Source organism: Streptococcus sp. Marseille-Q6488, assembly GCF_946902925.1.
GTDB lineage: Bacteria > Bacillota > Bacilli > Lactobacillales > Streptococcaceae > Streptococcus.
Genome location: NZ_CAMPPZ010000005.1, coordinates 1 through 19,259, shown reverse-complemented (window position 1 = coordinate 19,259; position 19,259 = coordinate 1). Strand labels below are relative to the sequence as shown.

The following is a 19,259-nucleotide window of genomic DNA, read 5'->3' as shown; positions in this document are numbered from 1 at the left end:
AGTTTTACAAATCGATCCTATTTGCCAAACGTAGTTAGTGAGGCAGTTACCGCTTGCTAACTGTTACGACGTAAAGTTTTACGAATCGATATTATTCGTAAAACTTTACTAGTGGAGCGCCTAGCCAAGTTCCATAGAAACTTGGCGTTAGTTACTTAGATTGTTACACAATCAAGTAACTTTGGCGATCTACATTTTTTCTTCCAACTCTACATCTGGATACTTGTCCGCAAACCAACGGAGGGCAAAGTCGTTTTCAAAGAGGAAGACTGGTTGGTCAAAGCGGTCTTTAGCCAAGATATTGCGACTTGACGACATGCGTTCATCCAAGTCCTCAGGCTTGATCCAACGAACGGTCTTTTTCCCCATTGGGCTCATGACGACTTCCGCATTGTACTCGCCCTCCATACGGTGCTTAAAGACTTCAAACTGGAGTTGACCTACAGCTCCCAGCATATACTCGCCTGTTTGGTAATTCTTATAAAGCTGAATAGCCCCCTCTTGCACCAGTTGCTCAATCCCCTTGTGGAAGGATTTTTGCTTCATGACATTCTTGGCAGAAACTTTCATGAAAATCTCAGGTGTAAAGGTTGGCAGTGGTTCAAATTCAAATTTGTTTTTCCCAACTGTCAAGGTATCCCCAACTTGATAAGTACCTGTATCGTATACACCGATAATATCACCCGCCACGGCATTGGTTACATTCTCACGACTTTCCGCCATAAACTGAGTAACATTTGACAGCTTAGCTCCCTTACCAGTACGAGGCAGGTTGACACTCATACCACGCTCAAATTCGCCTGATACGATACGGACAAAGGCAATACGGTCACGGTGACGAGGGTCCATGTTGGCTTGGATTTTAAAGACAAATCCTGAGAAATCCTTGTCGTACGGATCCACAACTTCACCGTCTGTTTTCTTGTGTCCATGTGGTTCTGGAGCAAACTTGAGGAAGGTCTCAAGGAAGGTCTGCACACCAAAGTTTGTCAAAGCTGAACCAAAGAAGACAGGTGTCAATTCTCCAGCAAGGATAGCTTCCTCTGAAAACTCATTTCCAGCTTCATTTAAAAGTTCAATATCATCTTTGACTTGCTCGTAGAAAGGATTGCTACCAAAAAGCTTATCCCCATCTTCTAAACTAGCAAAACGCTCATCCCCCTTGTAGAGCTCCAAGCGTTGATTATAGAGGTCATACAAGCCTTCAAAAGCTTTCCCCATCCCGATTGGCCAGTTCATCGGATAGCTCGCAATGCCCAATACTTCTTCCAATTCTTGCAAGAGGTCCAGTGGCTCACGACCGTCACGGTCCAGCTTGTTCATAAAGGTAAAGACTGGAATGCCACGGTGTTTCACAACCTCAAACAATTTCTTGGTTTGCGCCTCGATACCCTTGGCAGAGTCCACAACCATGACCGCAGCATCCACCGCCATCAAGGTACGATAGGTATCTTCTGAAAAGTCCTCGTGCCCTGGGGTGTCTAGGATGTTGACGCGCTTGCCATCGTAATCAAACTGCATAACAGATGAAGTCACCGAAATCCCACGTTGCTTCTCGATATCCATCCAGTCAGACTTGGCAAAAGTCCCTGTTTTCTTTCCTTTTACGGTACCAGCCTCACGAATCTCACCCCCAAAGTAGAGCAACTGCTCCGTTATGGTTGTTTTCCCCGCGTCCGGGTGGGAGATGATGGCAAAGGTACGACGTTTCTTAATTTCTTCTTGAATATTCATAAGTTCTCTTTCTTTAGATTCTCTATTTTCCTTGTTTCGATAGCTAAGAATGATTTTTACATTGGATTTTACCATTCCTTTCAACACTCCATTATATCGGATTTTAGCATTTTTTTCAATTTCTATTTCTTTTCACTTATCCCTCCCTTATTTATAGGAAAATATGGTAAAATAGAACAGACTAAAAATCATCATTTCACGAAAGGATGCAAGATGAAAATTACGCAAGAAGAGGTAACACACGTTGCCAATCTTTCAAAATTAAGATTCTCTGAAGAAGAAACTGCTGCCTTTGCGACTACCTTGTCTAAGATTGTTGACATGGTTGAATTGCTGGGCGAAGTTGACACAACTGGTGTCGCACCTACTACGACTATGGCTGACCGCAAGACTGTACTCCGCCCTGATGTGGCCGAAGAAGGAACAGACCGTGATCGCTTGTTTAAAAACGTACCTGAAAAAGACAACTACTATATCAAGGTACCAGCTATCCTAGACGATGGAGGAGATGCCTAATGACTTTTAACAATAAAACCATTGAAGACTTGCACAATCTCCTTGTTTCTAAGGAAATTTCAGCAACGGAATTGACCCAAGCTACGCTTGAAGATATCAAGTCTCGCGAGACAGCTATCAACGCTTTTGTTACCATCGCTGAGGAGCAAGCCCTTGCTCAAGCCAAGGCTATTGACCAAGCTGGAATCGATGCTGATAATGTCCTTTCAGGAATTCCGCTTGCAGTAAAGGATAACATCTCTACAGACGGTATTCTCACAACTGCCGCCTCAAAAATGCTCTACAACTACGAGCCTATCTTTGATGCGACAGCCGTTGCTAATGCCAAAGCTAAAGGTATGATTGTTGTTGGAAAGACTAACATGGACGAGTTTGCCATGGGTGGTTCAGGTGAAACTTCTCACTACGGTGCCACTAAAAATGCTTGGGATCGGACCAAGGTTCCTGGTGGTTCTTCAAGTGGTTCAGCCGCAGCTGTAGCCTCAGGACAAGTCCGCTTGTCACTTGGTTCTGATACCGGTGGTTCTATCCGCCAACCTGCTGCCTTCAACGGGATTGTTGGTCTCAAACCAACCTACGGAACGGTTTCTCGTTTCGGTCTCATTGCCTTTGGTAGCTCATTAGACCAGATTGGACCTTTCGCACCAACTGTTAAGGAAAACGCCCTCTTGCTCAACGCTATTGCCAGCGAAGATGCCAAAGACTCTACTTCTGCTCCTGTCCGCATCGCCGACTTTACTTCAAAAATCGGTCAAGACATCAAGGACATGAAAATTGCTTTACCTAAGGAATACCTAGGAGAAGGAATTGACCCAGAGGTTAAGGAAACCATTCTGAATGCTGCTAAGCACTTTGAAAAATTGGGCGCTATCGTCGAAGAAGTCAGCCTTCCTCACTCTAAATACGGTGTTGCCGTTTACTACATCATCGCTTCATCAGAAGCTTCATCAAACTTGCAACGTTTTGACGGTATCCGTTACGGCTACCGCGCAGAAGATGCAAGCAACCTTAATGAAATCTATGTAAACAGCCGTAGCCAAGGTTTCGGTGAAGAAGTGAAACGCCGTATCATGCTAGGTACTTTCAGCCTTTCATCAGGTTACTACGATGCTTACTACAAGAAAGCTGGTCAAGTCCGTACCCTCATCATTCAAGATTTCGAAAACGTCTTCGCGGATTATGACTTGATTTTGGGTCCAACTGCTCCAAGTGTTGCTTATGACTTGGACTCACTCAACCATGACCCAGTTGCCATGTACTTGGCTGACCTTTTGACTATACCTGTAAACTTGGCAGGACTGCCTGGAATTTCGATTCCAGCTGGATTCTCTCAAGGTCTACCAGTCGGTCTGCAATTGATTGGTCCTAAGTACTCTGAAGAAACCATTTACCAAGTTGCTGCTGCCTTTGAAGCAACAACAGACTACCATAAACAACAACCCGTGATTTTTGGAGGTGACAACTAATGAACTTTGAAACAGTCATTGGACTTGAAGTCCACGTAGAGCTCAACACCAATTCAAAAATCTTCTCACCTACTTCTGCCCACTTCGGAAATGACCAAAATGCCAACACCAACGTGATTGACTGGTCTTTCCCAGGAGTTCTGCCAGTTCTCAATAAGGGTGTAGTCGATGCTGGTATCAAGGCGGCTCTTGCCCTCAACATGGACATCCACAAAAAAATGCACTTTGACCGCAAGAACTACTTCTACCCTGATAATCCCAAAGCCTACCAAATTTCTCAGTTTGATGAGCCAATCGGTTACAACGGCTGGATTGAAGTGGAGCTAGAAGACGGTACAACTAAGAAAATCGGTATCGAACGCGCCCACCTAGAGGAAGATGCTGGTAAGAACACCCACGGTACAGATGGCTACTCTTATGTTGACCTCAACCGTCAAGGGGTACCATTGATTGAGATTGTATCTGAAGCCGACATGCGCTCGCCAGAAGAAGCCTACGCTTACCTAACTGCCCTCAAGGAAGTCATCCAGTACGCTGGCATTTCTGACGTTAAGATGGAAGAAGGTTCTATGCGTGTGGATGCCAATATCTCTCTTCGTCCGTATGGTCAAGAAAAATTCGGTACCAAGACAGAGTTGAAGAACCTCAATTCCTTCTCAAACGTTCGCAAAGGTCTTGAATACGAAGTCCAACGTCAAGCTGAAATCCTACGCTCAGGTGGTCAAATCCGTCAAGAAACACGCCGTTACGACGAAGCTAACAAGGCAACCATCCTCATGCGTGTCAAAGAAGGTGCTGCAGACTACCGCTACTTCCCAGAACCAGACCTACCTCTCTTTGAAATTTCAGATGAGTGGATTGAGGAAATGCATACAGAGTTACCAGAATTTCCAAAAGAACGCCGTGCTCGCTACGTCTCTGACCTTGGCTTGTCAGACTACGATGCTAGCCAGTTGACTGCTAACAAAGTCACCTCTGACTTCTTTGAAAAAGCTGTCGCCCTAGGTGGTGATGCCAAACAAGTCTCTAACTGGCTCCAAGGTGAAGTCGCTCAGTTCTTGAATGCCGAAGGCAAGACACTTGAACAAATCAAATTGACACCAGAAAACTTGGTTGAAATGATTGCCATCATCGAAGACGGTACTATCTCTTCTAAGATTGCCAAGAAAGTCTTTGTCCACCTGGCTAAAAATGGCGGTGGCGCGCGTGAATACGTGGAAAAAGCAGGTATGGTTCAAATCTCAGATCCTGAAATCCTGATCCCAATTATCCACCAAGTCTTTGCGGATAATGAAGCAGCAGTTGCTGACTTCAAGTCAGGCAAACGTAACGCAGACAAGGCCTTTACAGGATTCCTTATGAAGGCAACCAAAGGTCAAGCCAACCCACAAGTTGCTCTTAAACTCCTTGCCCAAGAATTGGCCAAGTTGAAAGAAGATTAATATGTAAAAGAAACCAGCCCTGAGGTTGGTTTTTTCGCTCCCATCATCTCCCAATAACTATTTTGGCTTTATTTTCAGAAGATTTTATGGTAAAATGAAGAGTAATAATATTTATTAAAGAGGTAAAAACATGATTGAAGCAAGCAAATTGAAAGCTGGTATGACATTTGAAACTGCAGACGGAAAATTGATCCGCGTTTTGGAAGCTAGCCACCACAAACCAGGTAAAGGGAACACGATCATGCGTATGAAATTGCGTGATGTCCGTACTGGTTCTACATTTGACACAAGCTACCGTCCAGAAGAAAAATTCGAACAAGCTATTATCGAAACTGTTCCAGCTCAATACTTGTACAAAATGGATGAAACTGCCTACTTCATGAACACTGAAACTTACGACCAATATGAAATTCCAGTCATAAACGTTGAAAATGAATTGCTTTACATCCTTGAAAACTCTGATGTGAAAATCCAATTCTACGGAACTGAAGTGATCGGTGTAACTGTACCAACTACTGTTGAATTGACAGTCGCTGAAACACAACCATCTATCAAAGGTGCTACTGTTACAGGTTCTGGTAAACCAGCAACTATGGAAACTGGACTTGTTGTCAACGTTCCTGACTTCATCGAAGCTGGACAAAAATTGATCATCAACACTGCAGAAGGAACTTACGTTTCTCGTGCCTAATCTCTAGAAAGAGGTCATTCTATGGGAATTGAAGAACAATTTGGCGAAATCGTTATCGCTCCACGTGTACTTGAAAAAATCATTGCCATCGCAACTGCTAAAGTTGATGGTGTCCATTCATTTTCAAATAAATCCGTATCTGACACCCTATCAAAACTCTCTCTTGGTCGTGGTGTCTACTTAAAAGAAAGCAACGAAGAACTAACTGCTGACATCTACCTCTATCTTGAGTACGGTGTGAAAGTACCAAAAGTTGCTCTTGCTATTCAAAAAGCGGTCAAAGATGCTGTTCGTGATATGGCTGATGTGGAACTTGCTGCTGTCAACATCCATGTTGCGGGAATCGTTCCAGATAAAACACCAAAACCTGAGTTGAAAGATCTATTTAACGAGGACTTCCTCAATGACTAGTCCATTATTAGAATCTAGACGCGAACTTCGTAAATGCGCTTTTCAAGCTCTTATGAGCCTTGAATTCGACACAGATATGGAAACAGCTTGTCACTTTGCCTACACGCATGACCGTGAAGATGCAGATGTGCAAATCCCTGCCTTTCTTCTAAACTTGGTTTCTGGTATCCAAGCTCAAAAAGAAGAGTTGGATAAACAAATCAACCAGCACCTCAAGTCAGGCTGGACAGTTGAACGCTTGACCTTGGTCGAAAAAAACTTACTACGCTTGGGTATCTTTGAAATTACATCATTTGATACACCTCAGCTTGTAGCAGTCAATGAAGCCATTGAACTCGCTAAGAATTTTTCAGATCAAAAATCAGCCCGTTTTATCAACGGACTGCTTAGTCAATTTGTGACAGAAGAAAATGAATAATCGAAAAGGTGTTTGGTCTTCCAAGCACCTTTTGACTTTCCCCTCTGCACAGAGTAAGAACCTCAAAAAACTAGAACTGACTGCCAGTTCTAGTTTTTGTATTAGTATTTTCTAAATCGTTGGTAACGCTCTTCCAACAACTCTTCTAACGTTTTTTTTGAAAGTAGGGCTAGCTCCGTTTGGAGTTCTTTCTTTACACTCTTAATCAGTTCTTTACTAGAAAGTCCTGCTTCAGAAATCACCTTATCCACCACGTCCATTTCTAGCAGCTCATGTGAAGTGATTTTCATCAGTTCTGCTGCTTCCATGGCACGACTGCCGTCCTTCCATAAAATGGAAGCAAAGCCTTCTGGGCTGAGAATAGCATAGATAGAATTTTCCAGCATCCAAACACGGTCTGCGACTGCTAGAGCCAGAGCACCACCTGAACCACCTTCACCGATAATGATAGCGATAATAGGAACTCTCAGATCACTCATTTCCATGAGATTGCGAGCAATGGCTTCTCCCTGTCCACGTTCTTCCGCTCCCACACCAGGATAGGCACCTGCTGTATTGATAAAGGTCACAACTGGACGGCCAAATTTTTCAGCCTGTTTCATCAACCGTAGGGCCTTGCGGTAGCCTTCTGGATGCGGTTGACCAAAATTCCGCTTGAGGTTATCTTGTAAACTCTTGCCTTTTTGGATACCAACCACTGTTACAGCTTGATCTCCAAGCCAGCCGATACCACCAACAACTGCACCATCATCACGAAAAGAACGGTCACCATGTAATTGGATAAATTCATCAAAAATGCCTGTCGCAAAGTCCAAAGTTGTCAAGCGACTCTGCTCACGCGCTTCTCTGACTATTTTTGCAATATTCATCTGGGACCCCCTCCGTGCAATCTGACTAGACTAGCAATCGTATCTGGTAAGTCTCTTCTTTTGACAATAGCATCCACAAATCCATGCTCCAATAGGAATTCTGCCTTTTGGAACCCCTCAGGCAAGCTTTCACGAACCGTATTTTCAATGACACGACGCCCAGCAAAACCGACTAAACTCTGTGGTTCTGCTAGAATGATATCGCCTTCCATAGCGAAAGAAGCTGTCACACCACCTGTCGTTGGATCTGTCAAAATGGTCAGGTAAAAGAGACCTGCATTTGAATGGCGTTTAACCGCTGCAGAAATCTTGGCCATCTGCATGAGACTCATGATTCCTTCCTGCATACGGGCTCCACCAGAGGCTGTGAAGAGAACAACTGGCAATTGTTCGACAGTCGCATACTCAAACAAACGAGTGATTTTCTCACCTACAACTGTACCCATAGAAGCCATGATAAAGTTAGAATCCATTATCCCAAGAGCCACAGTCTGACCTTTAATAAGAGCTGTTCCTGTCACAACGGCTTCATCCAGACCTGTTTTTTCACGCATAGTTGCTAGTTTCTTTTGATAACCAGGGAAATGCAAGGGATCCTTGCTTTCAATCCCTGTAAACAATTCCTTGAAGGTTCCCATATCAATCGTCAAAGCCAAGCGTTCTTGGGCAGAAATACGAAAGGTATAGCTACAGTGCGGACAGATACGCTCACTTCCCAGATCCTTCTGATAAATGGTATGCTTGCAGCCTGGACACTGGGAGAATAATTCATCTGGAACCTCTGGCTTAGCTTGAGGTTTTTCCCTAACCGAACGATTGGGATTGATTCGAATATACTTATCTTTTTTACTAAATAGAGCCATTGATTCCCCTTTTCGGTTTAAACTCTTGAAGTCATTTTATTCTTTTTCTTGATATTTAGGTAAGAAGGTTTCCATCAAGAAGGAAGTATCATAATCCCCAGCAATGACATTGCGATCTGAAATGAGGTCAAGCTGGAAATCTGCATTGGTCTGCACTCCTTCAATCTCTAATTCATAGAGGGCACGTTGCATTTTCATCAAGGCGTCAAAACGATTTTCACCGTGAACGATGATTTTGGCAATCATACTATCATAATAAGGCGGAATGGTATAACCTGGATAAACTGCTGAATCCACGCGCAAGCCAACTCCCCCACTTGGCAGATAGAGATTGGAAATCTTACCTGGACTTGGGGCAAAGTTAAAGGCTGGATTTTCTGCATTGATCCGACACTCGATGGCATGACCGCGTAGGACAATATCTTCTTGCTTAACAGATAAAGGCTGACCTGCCGCAATGCGAATCTGTTCCTTAACGATATCCACACCTGAAACAAATTCTGTTACTGGATGTTCTACTTGTACACGAGTATTCATTTCCATGAAGTAGAAATTGCTACTTGCTTCATCAAGAAGAAACTCAATGGTCCCTGCATTCTCATAACCAACAGACTCTGCCGCTCGAACAGCCGCAGCACCGATTTCATGACGCAACGTTTTTCCGATTGCAATCGAAGGACTTTCTTCTAAAACCTTTTGATTATTCCGTTGAAGAGAACAATCCCGTTCACCCAAGTGAATCACATTTCCGTGTTCATCTCCTAGGATTTGAACCTCGATGTGACGAGCTGGGTAGATAACCCGTTCTATGTACATAGCACCATTGCCATAATTGGCCTTAGCTTCACTAGAGGCCGTTTCAAAGGCTGAAACGAGGTCTTCCGGTTTTTCAACCTTACGAATTCCTTTACCACCTCCACCTGCTGAAGCCTTGAGCATAACAGGATAGCCAATTTTTTCAGCAACAATCAAAGCTTCCTCAGAGTTATGCACTTCTCCATCTGAACCTGGAATGACTGGAACACCAGCTTTGATCATCTGAGCACGCGCATTGATTTTATCTCCCATCATATCCATAACATGACCAGATGGACCGATAAACTTGATTCCCACCTCTTCACACATGGTTGCAAATTTGGAATTTTCACTGAGAAATCCGAAACCGGGGTGAATAGCTTCTGCCTCAGTCAAGACTGCAGCTGATAGAACCGCATTGATATTGAGATAAGACTCTGTTGCTTTGCCAGGGCCGATACAAACTGCTTCATCTGCCAAAAGTGTATGAAGAGCTTCCTTATCGGCAGTTGAATAGACCGCCACCGTCGCAATCCCCAATTCACGCGCCGCACGGATAATACGAACCGCAATTTCACCACGATTGGCAATTAAAATTTTTCGAAACATGGAGAACCTCCTTAGTTCCCAATTGCAAAGGTAAGAGTACCACTAGCTGCAAGCTTGCCATCCACTTCAGCCTTTGCTTCAACCACAGCGATTGTGCCACGACGTTTTACAAAAGTCGCTGTCATAACCAATTGGTCGCCTGGTACAACTTGCTTCTTAAATTTAACCTTGTCCATACCAGCGTAAAAGACCAGTTTTCCTTTATTTTCAGGTTTTGATAACTCCAACACACCAGCAGTTTGCGCCAAGGCTTCCATAATCAGAACACCTGGCATAACTGGATATTGAGGAAAATGACCGTTGAAGAAAGGCTCGTTAATGGTCACATTTTTGATGGCAACGATGGTATCCTCGCTCACTTCCAAGACACGGTCTACGAGGAGCATAGGATAACGGTGGGGAAGAGCTTCTTTGATTCCTTGAATATCGATCATTTGATACGTACCAATCCTTTACCAAACTCAACCATTTCTTCATTTGAAACGAGAATTTCTGTTACCACACCATCCTTAGGAGCTGGGATTTCATTCATGACTTTCATGGCTTCGATGATCACCAATGTTTGACCCTTTTTAACACTATCACCAACTGTTACAAAGGCAGGTTTATCTGGACCGGCAGCCAAGTAAGCCACCCCAACAAGTGGGCTCTCTACAAGATTTCCCTCAGCAGCCACACTTGTTTCAGCTGGAGCTGGAAGCTCTTCTGTTACAGTCTCTGCTGGAGTAGATGTAGGAGCTACTAGACTCGGTGTTGCTAGAACGGGTGCTGGAGCGACTTGAGCTGCAACTTCAGGCACAGGTTTCGCTTCATTCTTGCTAAACTGTAACTCATCCGTCCCATTTTTATAAGAAAATTCTCTCAAACTTGATTGGTCAAATTGGGCCATCAAGTCTTTAATATCGTTTAAATTCATAGTTATTTATTCTCCCAACGTTTGAAAGCAAGAACTGCATTGTGGCCACCAAAACCAAAAGTATTTGAAATAGCGTATGGAATTTCTTGCTCCAAGCCTTGTCCATAAACGACATTGGCTTCGATATAATCTGATACTTCACTTGTTCCAGCTGTCATTGGTACAAAGTTATGACGCATAGCCTCGATTGTTACGATAGCTTCTACCGCGCCTGCAGCACCCAGCAAATGTCCTGTGAATGATTTGGTTGATGATACAGGTACTTCCTTACCAAGCATAGCCACGATCGCACCACTTTCTCCTTTTTCATTAGCAGGAGTTGACGTTCCGTGAGCATTGACATAGGCTACTTGTTCTGGAGAAATCTCAGCTTCTTCCAAGGCTAGTTTGATGGCCTTGATAGCTCCCTGACCTTCTGGATGAGGAGAAGTCATGTGGTAGGCATCACAGGTATTTCCGTAACCAACCACTTCAGCAAGGATAGTAGCCCCACGTTTTTCAGCGTGTTCAAGACTTTCAAGAACCAACATCCCAGAACCCTCACCCATGACAAAACCATTGCGATCCTTATCAAATGGGATAGAAGCACGAGTTGGATCCTCTGTAGTAGAGAGAGCTGTCAAGGCTTGGAAACCAGCAATAGCAAAAGGTGTGATAGAGGCTTCTGAACCGCCTACCAACATAACGTCTTGGAAACCAAACTTAATCGAGCGGAAGGCATCCCCAATCGCATCATTTGATGAAGCGCAGGCAGTGTTAATGGATTTACAAACACCGTTTGCTCCAAAACGCATGGCAACATTTCCTGAAGCCATATTTGGCAAGGCTTTTGGAAGGGTCAATGGTTTCACACGTTTTGGTCCTTTTTCGTTGAGACGAAGCACTTGATCTTCAATTTCCTTGATTCCACCAATACCAGAGGCCACAATAACACCAAAACGATCCTTGTCAAGAGTCTCTACATCAAGACCTGCATGATTAACAGCCTCTTGAGCTGCATACAAGGCATATAAAGAATAGTTATCAAAACGGTTGGTATCTTTCTTTACAAAGTATTTATCAAAAGGAAAATCTTGGATTTCTGCCGCATTATGCACATCAAAGTCACTGTGATCAAATTTTGTTATTTGACCAATTCCGATTTTTCCAGTTGTCAAACTGTTCCAAAATTCTTCTGGTGTATTTCCGATTGGAGATGTTACTCCATAACCTGTTACTACTACGCGATTTAGTTTCATCTTTTTCACCTCTAGCTTCTGCTACATACTTAAGCCACCATCAATGGCAACCACTTGACCAGTTAGATAATCTTGGCCTGCTAAAAATACCGTCAAATCTGCAACCTGCTCTGCCTGCCCAAATGCTTTCATAGGAATTTGCGCCAGCATGGCATCTTTGACCTTGTCTGATAGGACAGCTGTCATATCGGACTCAATCATTCCAGGTGCAATAGCATTAACTCTGATATTGCGATTAGCCACTTCACGCGCCACAGACTTGGTAAAACCAATCAAACCAGCCTTAGAAGCAGCATAGTTAGCTTGACCAATATTTCCCATCAAACCAACAACACTAGACATATTAATGATAGCACCTTCTCTGGCTTTTATCATCGGTTTCAAGACTGATTGTGTCATGTTAAAGGCACCAGTCAGATTCACTTTAAGCACTTTTTCAAAATCTACTTCTGTCATCTTGAGCATCAGGGTATCTTGAGTAATTCCTGCATTGTTGACCAAAACATCTACTGAACCCAGATCTGCAATAGCTTGCTCAACCATACGCTTAGCGTCTGCAAAATCTGATACATCTCCTGAAATGGGAACCACCTTGACACCATAGTTTGAAAACTCAGCGAGCAATTCTTCTGAGATAGACCCACGACTGTTTAAAACAATATTGGCTCCTGCTTGAGCAAACTTGTGGGCGATAGCAAGACCAATACCACGACTAGAACCTGTAATAAAGATATTTTTATTTTTTAATTGCATTCTTTTCTCCTGTTTCCTCTTGTCTTTATGGGAGAAGGGATTACTTGTTTTCTAGCAAGGCTTCCAAGCTAGCCTGATCTTCAACATTGGCTAGTTTAGCCGTTTTATCAATTTTTTTCACAAAGCCTGACAAAACTTTTCCCGGGCCAATCTCGATAAAGTTGGTTATGCCTGCTTCTTGCATAACCGCAATACTTTCATAGAAACGAACTGGTTCCTTGACCTGACGCATCAAGAGTTGAGCAATGTCTTCTTTTTTCATGACCTTAGCTTCTGTATTACCAACTAGGGGACAGGTGAAATCTGAGAAACTTACTTGAGCTAGAGTTTCAGCTAGTTTCTGGCTAGCAGGCTCAAGGAGAGTGGTATGAAAAGGTCCTGACACCTTGAGAGGAATCAAGCGTTTGGCACCTGCTTCCTGCAAGAGTTCGACAGCTCGGTCAACTGCAGCCACTTCTCCACCAATCACGATTTGTGCAGGTGTATTATAGTTGGCTGGAGTAACCACTCCAAGTTCAGAAGCTTTTTGACAGGCTTCTTCAATGACCTCTACTGGCGTATTGAGAACTGCGACCATCTTACCAGAGCCAGCAGGAGCTGCTTCTTCCATATAAGCTCCACGCTTAGCTACCAAGGCAACCGCATCTTCAAAATCCAAAGCACCACTGGCCACCAAAGCAGAATATTCTCCAAGGGATAAACCAGCAACCATATCAGGCTGATAGCCCTTTTCTTGCAATAAACGGTAGATAGCAACCGAAGTCGCTAAAATAGCTGGTTGCGTATAGCGGGTATGATTGAGTTTGTCTTCTTCCCTATCGATGAGATGACGCAAATCATAACCGAGTACCTGACTAGCTTGATCAATCGTTTCTTTGACAATCGGATACTGATCATAGAGATCCCGTCCCATACCTAGATACTGGGCACCTTGGCCAGCAAATAAAAAGGCTGTTTTAGTCATTTCTTACAACTCCTGCCCAACGAGAGGCTTCTTCTTGAATTTTCTTAGCTGCTCCATAGTACAAATCTTTTAGGATTTCTTCAACGGTTTCTTCTTTGGAAACAAGCCCTGCAATCTGACCTGCCATGACAGATCCGCCATCCACATCTCCGTGAACAACTGCTTTGGCTAGGGCACCTGCTCCCATTTGTTCAAAAATTTCCAAATCTGGATTTTCTTGTTTAAAGGCATCTTTTTCAGCTTTTTCAAAATCACGAGTCAACTGGTTTTTAATAGCTCGAACAGCATGTCCAAAGTGTTGAGCTGAAATCGTAGTATCAATATCTCTAGCTTTTAAAATTTTCGCCTTATAATTTGGATGGGCATTAGACTCTTTTGCAACGACAAAACGCGTTCCAACCTGAACAGCCTCTGCACCTAGCATAAAGCCAGCCGCAGCACCTTCACCATCCGCAATCCCTCCTGCAGCAATAACAGGAATAGATACAGCAGCAGCCACTTGACGCACCAAGGTCATGGTTGTTAATTTACCGATATGCCCCCCAGCTTCCATTCCTTCTGCAATAACAGCATCCGCACCGATTTTTTCCATGCGTTTAGCTAGGGCAACGCTTGGTACAACAGGAATAACTGTAATCCCCGCTTCATGGAAACGTTCCATGTATTTACCAGGATTTCCTGCGCCTGTTGTCACTACCTTAACCCCTTCCTCGATAACAAGGTCTACAATATCTTCCACAAAGGGAGACAAGAGCATGATGTTGACACCAAAGGGTTTATCCGTTAACGATTTAATCTTGTCAATATTTGCCTTGACGACTTCTTTCGGGGCATTTCCCCCACCAATAATCCCTAGTCCTCCAGCCTTGGAAACAGCCCCTGCCAAATCACCATCAGCAACCCAAGCCATTCCTCCTTGGAAAATAGGATACTCAATATTCAATAATTCTGTAATACGCGTTTTCATAGTGCCTCCATCGTTTCTTGCTTACGTAATAGTTCGATACCGTCATAATTTGACAATCAAACTATTGCCTAAACAAGAGGGAGCGGGTTTCCCTACTCCTTCTATCTATATTCTGTTTATTTTGTTTGCTCTTCAACGTAGGCAACCAAGTCACCAACTGTTTTCAAGTCATCTTCTGCTTCGATTTGGATATCAAAAGCATCTTCGATTTCTGAGATTACTTGGAACAAGTCCAATGAATCTGCGTCCAAATCATCAAAAGTTGATTCAAGTGTTACTTCTGATGCGTCTTTTCCAAGTTCTTCAACGATAATTTCTTGTACTTTTTCAAATACTGCCATGATAGGACTCCTTTAAAATAAATAGTTTTTTATAACAATGTGTTCACCACATGATTACCTAAATTGTAAGAATGAGCGTGCCCCAGGTCAAGCCTCCACCGAAGCCTGATAACAGAACAGTCTGGCTACCATCTAAAGGGATGAGTCCCTGTTCTACACACTCTGAAAGTAAAATCGGGATACTGGCTGCACTGGTATTGCCATACTCCATCATATTGGCTGGAAGTTTGTCTCGGTCAACACCAATTTTTCTAGCCATCTTATCCAAAATACGGACATTAGCCTGATGCAGTAGCAGATAATCCAAGTCTGTCACCTCTATAGGAGCTTCATCAATAGTCTGCTTGATAGACTTGGCTACATCTCGAATGGCAAAATCAAAGACTGCGCGCCCATCCATCTTCAAAAATGAATCTGCATTTTCTTTATCTGAAAACGGAGAATCTAGGCCTGAATGTCCATAAGTTAGACACTCGCTTCGTGAACCATCGCTATTGAGACTCTCCGCTAGGAAATGTTGCTTATCGCTAGCTTCTAACAAGACGCCACCAGCACCATCTCCAAACAATACAGCTGTTGATCGGTCCGACCAATCGACTGCCTTAGAGAGGGTTTCACTACCAATCACCAAGCCTTTTTGAAAGCGACCAGAAGCGATAAACTTTTCAGCAGTTGAAAGAGCAAATACAAATCCACTGCAGGCAGCTGTTAGGTCAAAAGCAAAGGCCTTATTAGCACCAATATTAGCTTGGACACGAGCAGCTGTAGAGGGCATCATCGAATCTGGAGTGATGGTAGCTAGGATGATAAAATCCAGCTCCTCTCCTGTGATTCCAGCTTTTTCCATCAGTTTCTTAGCAACCTCTGTAGCCAAATCACTGGTAGATTCTGTTCTTGAAATATGCCTTTGTCGTATTCCCGTCCGACTTGAAATCCACTCATCATTGGTATCCATAATCTGAGCCAAGTCATGATTTGTAACCACTTGCTCTGGCACATAATGAGCAACCTGGCTTATTTTTGCAAAAGCCATTATTTCAAATCCTCCAAAAATTGATAAAGATTGGTCAACCCTTTGCTCATAACATCAATTTCTTCCTTACTCATACCATCAATGATTTTTTCAACCATGGCCTTGTGGAAGCGTTTATGTAACCTATGAACCAAGCGACCCTTCTTTGTCAAATGTAGATGCACCACACGACGATCCTGCTCTGAGCGAATGCGTTCAATGTAACCCTTGCGTTCGAGATTATTCAAACTAGTCGTAACGGTCCCAAGAGTCACCATCAACTCTTTTGACACTTTACTTGGTGTCACGTCTGGGAATTTCCCAATCACATCAATCGTATGCATTTCTTTGATGGAGATATCCTTGAAACGACTACCTCTCAAGCTCACTTCCTCAATGACAAGGACATTGTTAAATATAGATGTTAAATATTCATTAATTCGTTGGTAGTCCAATCTTTCTTTCCCTCCTTCTCAAAAAAACTTTTACAATCAAAACATTTGACAAGAGAATTATATCAAAGTTCAAAGAATGATGCAAGTATTTTTTTATTTTCCTGTAAATTTAGGCCGTCTTCTCTCCGAATGAGCTCGCACTCCTTCTTTGAAATCCTCTGTTTGAGCCAAGGATTCCTGTAAGTTCAGTTCTAAAGTAGCGTAATCCTGCCAGTCTTTAAATTGGCTCTCCCAAACCAACTTCTTAATGGCTGCATAGGAATTACTTGAACCACGTCTTAATTTTTTAAGAAGCTGTTCTCTGGTTTTTTCTAACTTATCAGCTTCAGAAACGCGGTAAACTAGCCCCCATTCTAGGGCTTTTTCTGCGGTTAAAGCCTCACCTGTCATGGCTAATTGAGCAGCACGCGTCACACCGATACTGCGGCTCAAGAGGTGAATCCCCCCTGCATCTGGAGCCAAACCAACGCCAACAAAGGCTTGAATAAACTTCGCCTTATTCGTCGCCAGACAGAAATCTGCCGCAACAGCCATATTCGCTGCGGCACCTGCAACAGCACCGTCAACTTCCATTAAAACAGGTTTGGCTATTTGTTTGATTTTATAGGAAATCGTATTGACCAACTCTGCGATTTTTGTCAATGATGGAATATCATCCTCATCCACTGCCCGCTTCATCTCTACCAAATCTCCCCCAACTGAAAAGACTTTGCCATTGGCATTGATTAATATAAAATGCACAGCTGGATTTTCTTCTGCCAGAGTCAAGGCTTCTAAAATTTCTTCACACATAGGAATATGAAAGCCATTTGCAACCTCAGGACGATTCAAGGTAAGGATTGCCAAGTCCTCTTCAAGCTGATAAATAATGTGTTCCATCTGGACTCCTTTTTATTTTATAAGCGGTTTATACTCTTCGAAAATCTCTTCAAACCACGTCAGCTTCCATCTGCAACCTCAAAACAGTATTTTGAGCTGACTTCGTCAGTTCTATCCACAACCTCAAAGCAGTGCTTTGAGCTGACTACGGCTAGCTTCCTAGTTTGCTCTTTGATTTTCATTGATTGTTAAATCATTTTATTTTCAAAGTATATCTTTTTTAGGAACAGAAAGCAAGGAAAAATCAACTGAAAGTGTCTCAGCCGATTGGAAAGGCTCGCTCTAGAACAGAAAACGCTTACATATACTCCCAAAGAAAGATGGATAGAAAGACGCTTTTCAACTTCTTTCTATCCATTACTTCCTTTAAGAGTCCACACCAGCAATTTTCAGTTCCATTTCATGAACTATCTTACTTGTTTCGTGTTTCTTCTTTATCTTACTCTACCATCAAAGACTTCTACTTGTACTAGAGAAGGAAGTATTCCCATCCAAAAGATGGTGTCCTGTTCCCAGAACCACTTCCCCGCTAGAAACTGGTATATTCCCACTACAGGTTTGCGCCTAACTTTTCCTATAGTTATTATCCAGCAATGTAGTAACTTCTATGGTCGCCTGCGATATTTCAACATGTCGCTTATCTTAACTGAGCAAGAATAGCTTTGAGTTTCTCAATCAACTCATCTTCTGTGTGGTCAGACTCTTTCTCATTGGCTAGGAAGGCAACCGCTTGAGCGAGAGCTTCTCGTGCTTTGTCGAGAACTTTCGCATCTACACTTGTAGAATCCAATTCTGCTTCAAGCTTGCTTAGTTCCTTGACTAATTTCTTGAGTTCTGACTCTTTCTTACGACGAGCGATGAGGAAGAGAAGGAGACCAAGAAGGGCGAGCAAACTTCCGACTATTGCCACATACGGAAGGTCCGTATCTGTCTGACTCTTGTCTTTTACCTGATCTTTGTCTTGGTTTTGCTGGTCTTCTCTCACATCTTTTAAGGAGTCTAACACCTCTTTTACTCTTCTAACAATATCACGCAATTCCGCCTCTGTCAAACTTTCGTCATTAAGAGCTTGTTTAATATCTGCAAGAAGAACTTTAGCAGACTCAACCACTGTACTGTCTACACTATCCAAAGCCTTCAAGCGAGTTTCCAATTCTTCAACCAATCGTGCAAGTTCAGACTTATCAACAGGACGAGTCTCACTAGGAGTCACTGTATTACCTGTATTTCCTGTATTTCCTGAATTGTTTGGAGTCAAAGTAGAAACTGGTGTTTCTTGAGCTGGAATATTACCGCTGTTATCTGGTGTCACACTGTCACTATTATTAGGAGCCGGGTTGGTAGTGCCGCCGTTGTTAGTGTTTCCACCATTGTTAGTGTTAGTACTGTCGTCAGGACGAGGAGCAGGCTGAGAACTGATTTTATCGATTACTTTCTTAACATTGTCCTTAGCACTTGTGACGTCTGCGTCAGTCGTCGCATTGTCAATAGCTTCTTTGGCTTTGTCCGCTGCATCTTTCACTGCCTTCTTAGCTTCTCTACGCTCATCGTCCGTCATGTCTTTATTCTGGTCGATGGCTTTGTTGGCTTCTTCAACTTTGGCATCAATTTCTGCCTTAGCATTTGGTTTTGAATGTGGCGTTGTGTCAACATTGTTAATGTTGGTAGCAGCATCGTTTTGAGCTTTAGTGACGCCGTCGTTCGTAGTTGCTGCATCTACCGCTTGTTTAGCTTTTCCTGCTTCTGCATCTACTTTATCTTTGGCGGCTTTCTTCTCTTCATTTGTCAACTGATTGTCGCCATCAATAGCATCTTTCTTAGCTTTCGCTTTGGCATCAATGTCATCTTTGGCTCTTTGTTTCACAGTTGCTTTATGAGGCTCACCCACCTTAGCAAGTCCATTGTCCTTAGCACTTGTGA

The 19,259-nt window shown here is 43.1% G+C and carries 22 protein-coding genes; 6 read left to right on the top strand and 16 right to left on the bottom strand.

The window, feature by feature from the left end; all coding sequences use genetic code 11:
- Positions 1-189 precede the first annotated feature (189 nt).
- A complete protein-coding gene (locus OVN23_RS01695; RefSeq protein ID WP_173218060.1) occupies positions 190-1,734 on the bottom strand; it encodes a peptide chain release factor 3 in 1,545 nt (514 codons plus the stop codon).
- Positions 1,735-1,947: 213 nt separating this feature from the next.
- Between OVN23_RS01695 and gatC the strand changes: the two genes are divergently transcribed.
- The 6 genes from gatC (at position 1,948) to nusB (ending at position 6,678) form a co-directional block, all read left to right on the top strand.
- On the top strand, positions 1,948-2,250 hold the full coding sequence (gatC, locus tag OVN23_RS01690) for an Asp-tRNA(Asn)/Glu-tRNA(Gln) amidotransferase subunit GatC (protein ID WP_000705419.1): 303 nt from the start codon (positions 1,948-1,950) through the stop codon (positions 2,248-2,250).
- Positions 2,250-3,716 carry an Asp-tRNA(Asn)/Glu-tRNA(Gln) amidotransferase subunit GatA gene (gene gatA / locus OVN23_RS01685; protein ID WP_173253078.1) on the top strand — a complete coding sequence of 489 codons (1,467 nt, stop codon included), beginning with the start codon at positions 2,250-2,252 and terminating at the stop codon, positions 3,714-3,716. The genes gatC and gatA overlap by 1 nt, the downstream gene beginning before the upstream one ends.
- Positions 3,716-5,158 carry an Asp-tRNA(Asn)/Glu-tRNA(Gln) amidotransferase subunit GatB gene (gatB, locus tag OVN23_RS01680; RefSeq protein ID WP_267240271.1) on the top strand — a complete coding sequence of 481 codons (1,443 nt, stop codon included), beginning with the start codon at positions 3,716-3,718 and terminating at the stop codon, positions 5,156-5,158. Before gatA ends, gatB begins: the two co-directional genes overlap by 1 nt.
- A 130-nt stretch (positions 5,159-5,288) precedes the next feature.
- Positions 5,289-5,849, top strand: coding sequence for an elongation factor P (efp, locus tag OVN23_RS01675; protein WP_173253076.1), 561 nt, complete (start codon positions 5,289-5,291; stop codon positions 5,847-5,849).
- A gap of 21 nt (positions 5,850-5,870) precedes the next feature.
- On the top strand, positions 5,871-6,260 hold the full coding sequence (locus tag OVN23_RS01670; protein WP_000510575.1) for an Asp23/Gls24 family envelope stress response protein: 390 nt from the start codon (positions 5,871-5,873) through the stop codon (positions 6,258-6,260).
- Entirely contained in the window at positions 6,253-6,678 is a 426-nt protein-coding gene (gene nusB / locus OVN23_RS01665) for a transcription antitermination factor NusB (protein WP_173253075.1), read from the top strand. The genes OVN23_RS01670 and nusB overlap by 8 nt, the downstream gene beginning before the upstream one ends.
- A 101-nt stretch (positions 6,679-6,779) precedes the next feature.
- On the opposite strand, the gene OVN23_RS01660 is transcribed toward nusB, so the two are convergent.
- The 15 genes from OVN23_RS01660 to OVN23_RS01590 form a co-directional block, all read right to left on the bottom strand.
- On the bottom strand, positions 6,780-7,547 hold the full coding sequence (locus tag OVN23_RS01660; protein WP_173253074.1) for an acetyl-CoA carboxylase carboxyl transferase subunit alpha: 768 nt from the start codon (positions 7,545-7,547) through the stop codon (positions 6,780-6,782).
- Positions 7,544-8,410 (bottom strand): acetyl-CoA carboxylase, carboxyltransferase subunit beta, encoded by an 867-nt coding sequence (accD, locus tag OVN23_RS01655; RefSeq protein ID WP_173253073.1) that lies wholly within the window; start codon positions 8,408-8,410, stop codon positions 7,544-7,546. Before accD ends, OVN23_RS01660 begins: the two co-directional genes overlap by 4 nt.
- A gap of 36 nt (positions 8,411-8,446) precedes the next feature.
- A complete protein-coding gene (gene accC / locus OVN23_RS01650) occupies positions 8,447-9,814 on the bottom strand; it encodes an acetyl-CoA carboxylase biotin carboxylase subunit (RefSeq protein ID WP_173253072.1) in 1,368 nt (455 codons plus the stop codon).
- Positions 9,815-9,825: 11 nt separating this feature from the next.
- Entirely contained in the window at positions 9,826-10,248 is a 423-nt protein-coding gene (gene fabZ, locus OVN23_RS01645) for a 3-hydroxyacyl-ACP dehydratase FabZ (RefSeq protein ID WP_000565515.1), read from the bottom strand.
- Complete coding sequence (gene accB / locus OVN23_RS01640; RefSeq protein WP_173253071.1) at positions 10,245-10,730, bottom strand: acetyl-CoA carboxylase biotin carboxyl carrier protein; 486 nt, start codon at positions 10,728-10,730, stop codon at positions 10,245-10,247. Before accB ends, fabZ begins: the two co-directional genes overlap by 4 nt.
- A 2-nt stretch (positions 10,731-10,732) precedes the next feature.
- Entirely contained in the window at positions 10,733-11,968 is a 1,236-nt protein-coding gene (fabF, locus tag OVN23_RS01635; protein WP_173253070.1) for a beta-ketoacyl-ACP synthase II, read from the bottom strand.
- 21 nt (positions 11,969-11,989) lie between these two features.
- Entirely contained in the window at positions 11,990-12,721 is a 732-nt protein-coding gene (fabG, locus tag OVN23_RS01630; RefSeq protein ID WP_173217945.1) for a 3-oxoacyl-[acyl-carrier-protein] reductase, read from the bottom strand.
- 40 nt (positions 12,722-12,761) lie between these two features.
- Entirely contained in the window at positions 12,762-13,685 is a 924-nt protein-coding gene (gene fabD / locus OVN23_RS01625; RefSeq protein WP_267240269.1) for an ACP S-malonyltransferase, read from the bottom strand.
- Entirely contained in the window at positions 13,678-14,652 is a 975-nt protein-coding gene (gene fabK / locus OVN23_RS01620; protein WP_112444397.1) for an enoyl-[acyl-carrier-protein] reductase FabK, read from the bottom strand. Before fabK ends, fabD begins: the two co-directional genes overlap by 8 nt.
- A 116-nt stretch (positions 14,653-14,768) precedes the next feature.
- Entirely contained in the window at positions 14,769-14,993 is a 225-nt protein-coding gene (locus tag OVN23_RS01615) for an acyl carrier protein (protein ID WP_000257838.1), read from the bottom strand.
- A gap of 58 nt (positions 14,994-15,051) precedes the next feature.
- Positions 15,052-16,026, bottom strand: a complete 975-nt coding sequence (locus OVN23_RS01610) for a beta-ketoacyl-ACP synthase III (RefSeq protein WP_173214265.1) — start codon at positions 16,024-16,026, stop codon at positions 15,052-15,054.
- On the bottom strand, positions 16,026-16,460 hold the full coding sequence (locus OVN23_RS01605; protein WP_173214264.1) for a MarR family winged helix-turn-helix transcriptional regulator: 435 nt from the start codon (positions 16,458-16,460) through the stop codon (positions 16,026-16,028). Before OVN23_RS01605 ends, OVN23_RS01610 begins: the two co-directional genes overlap by 1 nt.
- A gap of 93 nt (positions 16,461-16,553) precedes the next feature.
- Positions 16,554-17,339 carry an enoyl-CoA hydratase gene (locus OVN23_RS01600; protein WP_173214263.1) on the bottom strand — a complete coding sequence of 262 codons (786 nt, stop codon included), beginning with the start codon at positions 17,337-17,339 and terminating at the stop codon, positions 16,554-16,556.
- Between the two features lie 59 nt (positions 17,340-17,398).
- Positions 17,399-17,521: a hypothetical protein gene (locus tag OVN23_RS01595; protein ID WP_001839798.1), complete on the bottom strand. Its 123-nt coding sequence runs from the start codon at positions 17,519-17,521 to the stop codon at positions 17,399-17,401.
- 455 nt (positions 17,522-17,976) lie between these two features.
- A partial coding sequence (locus OVN23_RS01590; RefSeq protein WP_267240268.1) for a DUF1542 domain-containing protein occupies positions 17,977-19,259 on the bottom strand: 1,283 nt, incomplete at its 5' end.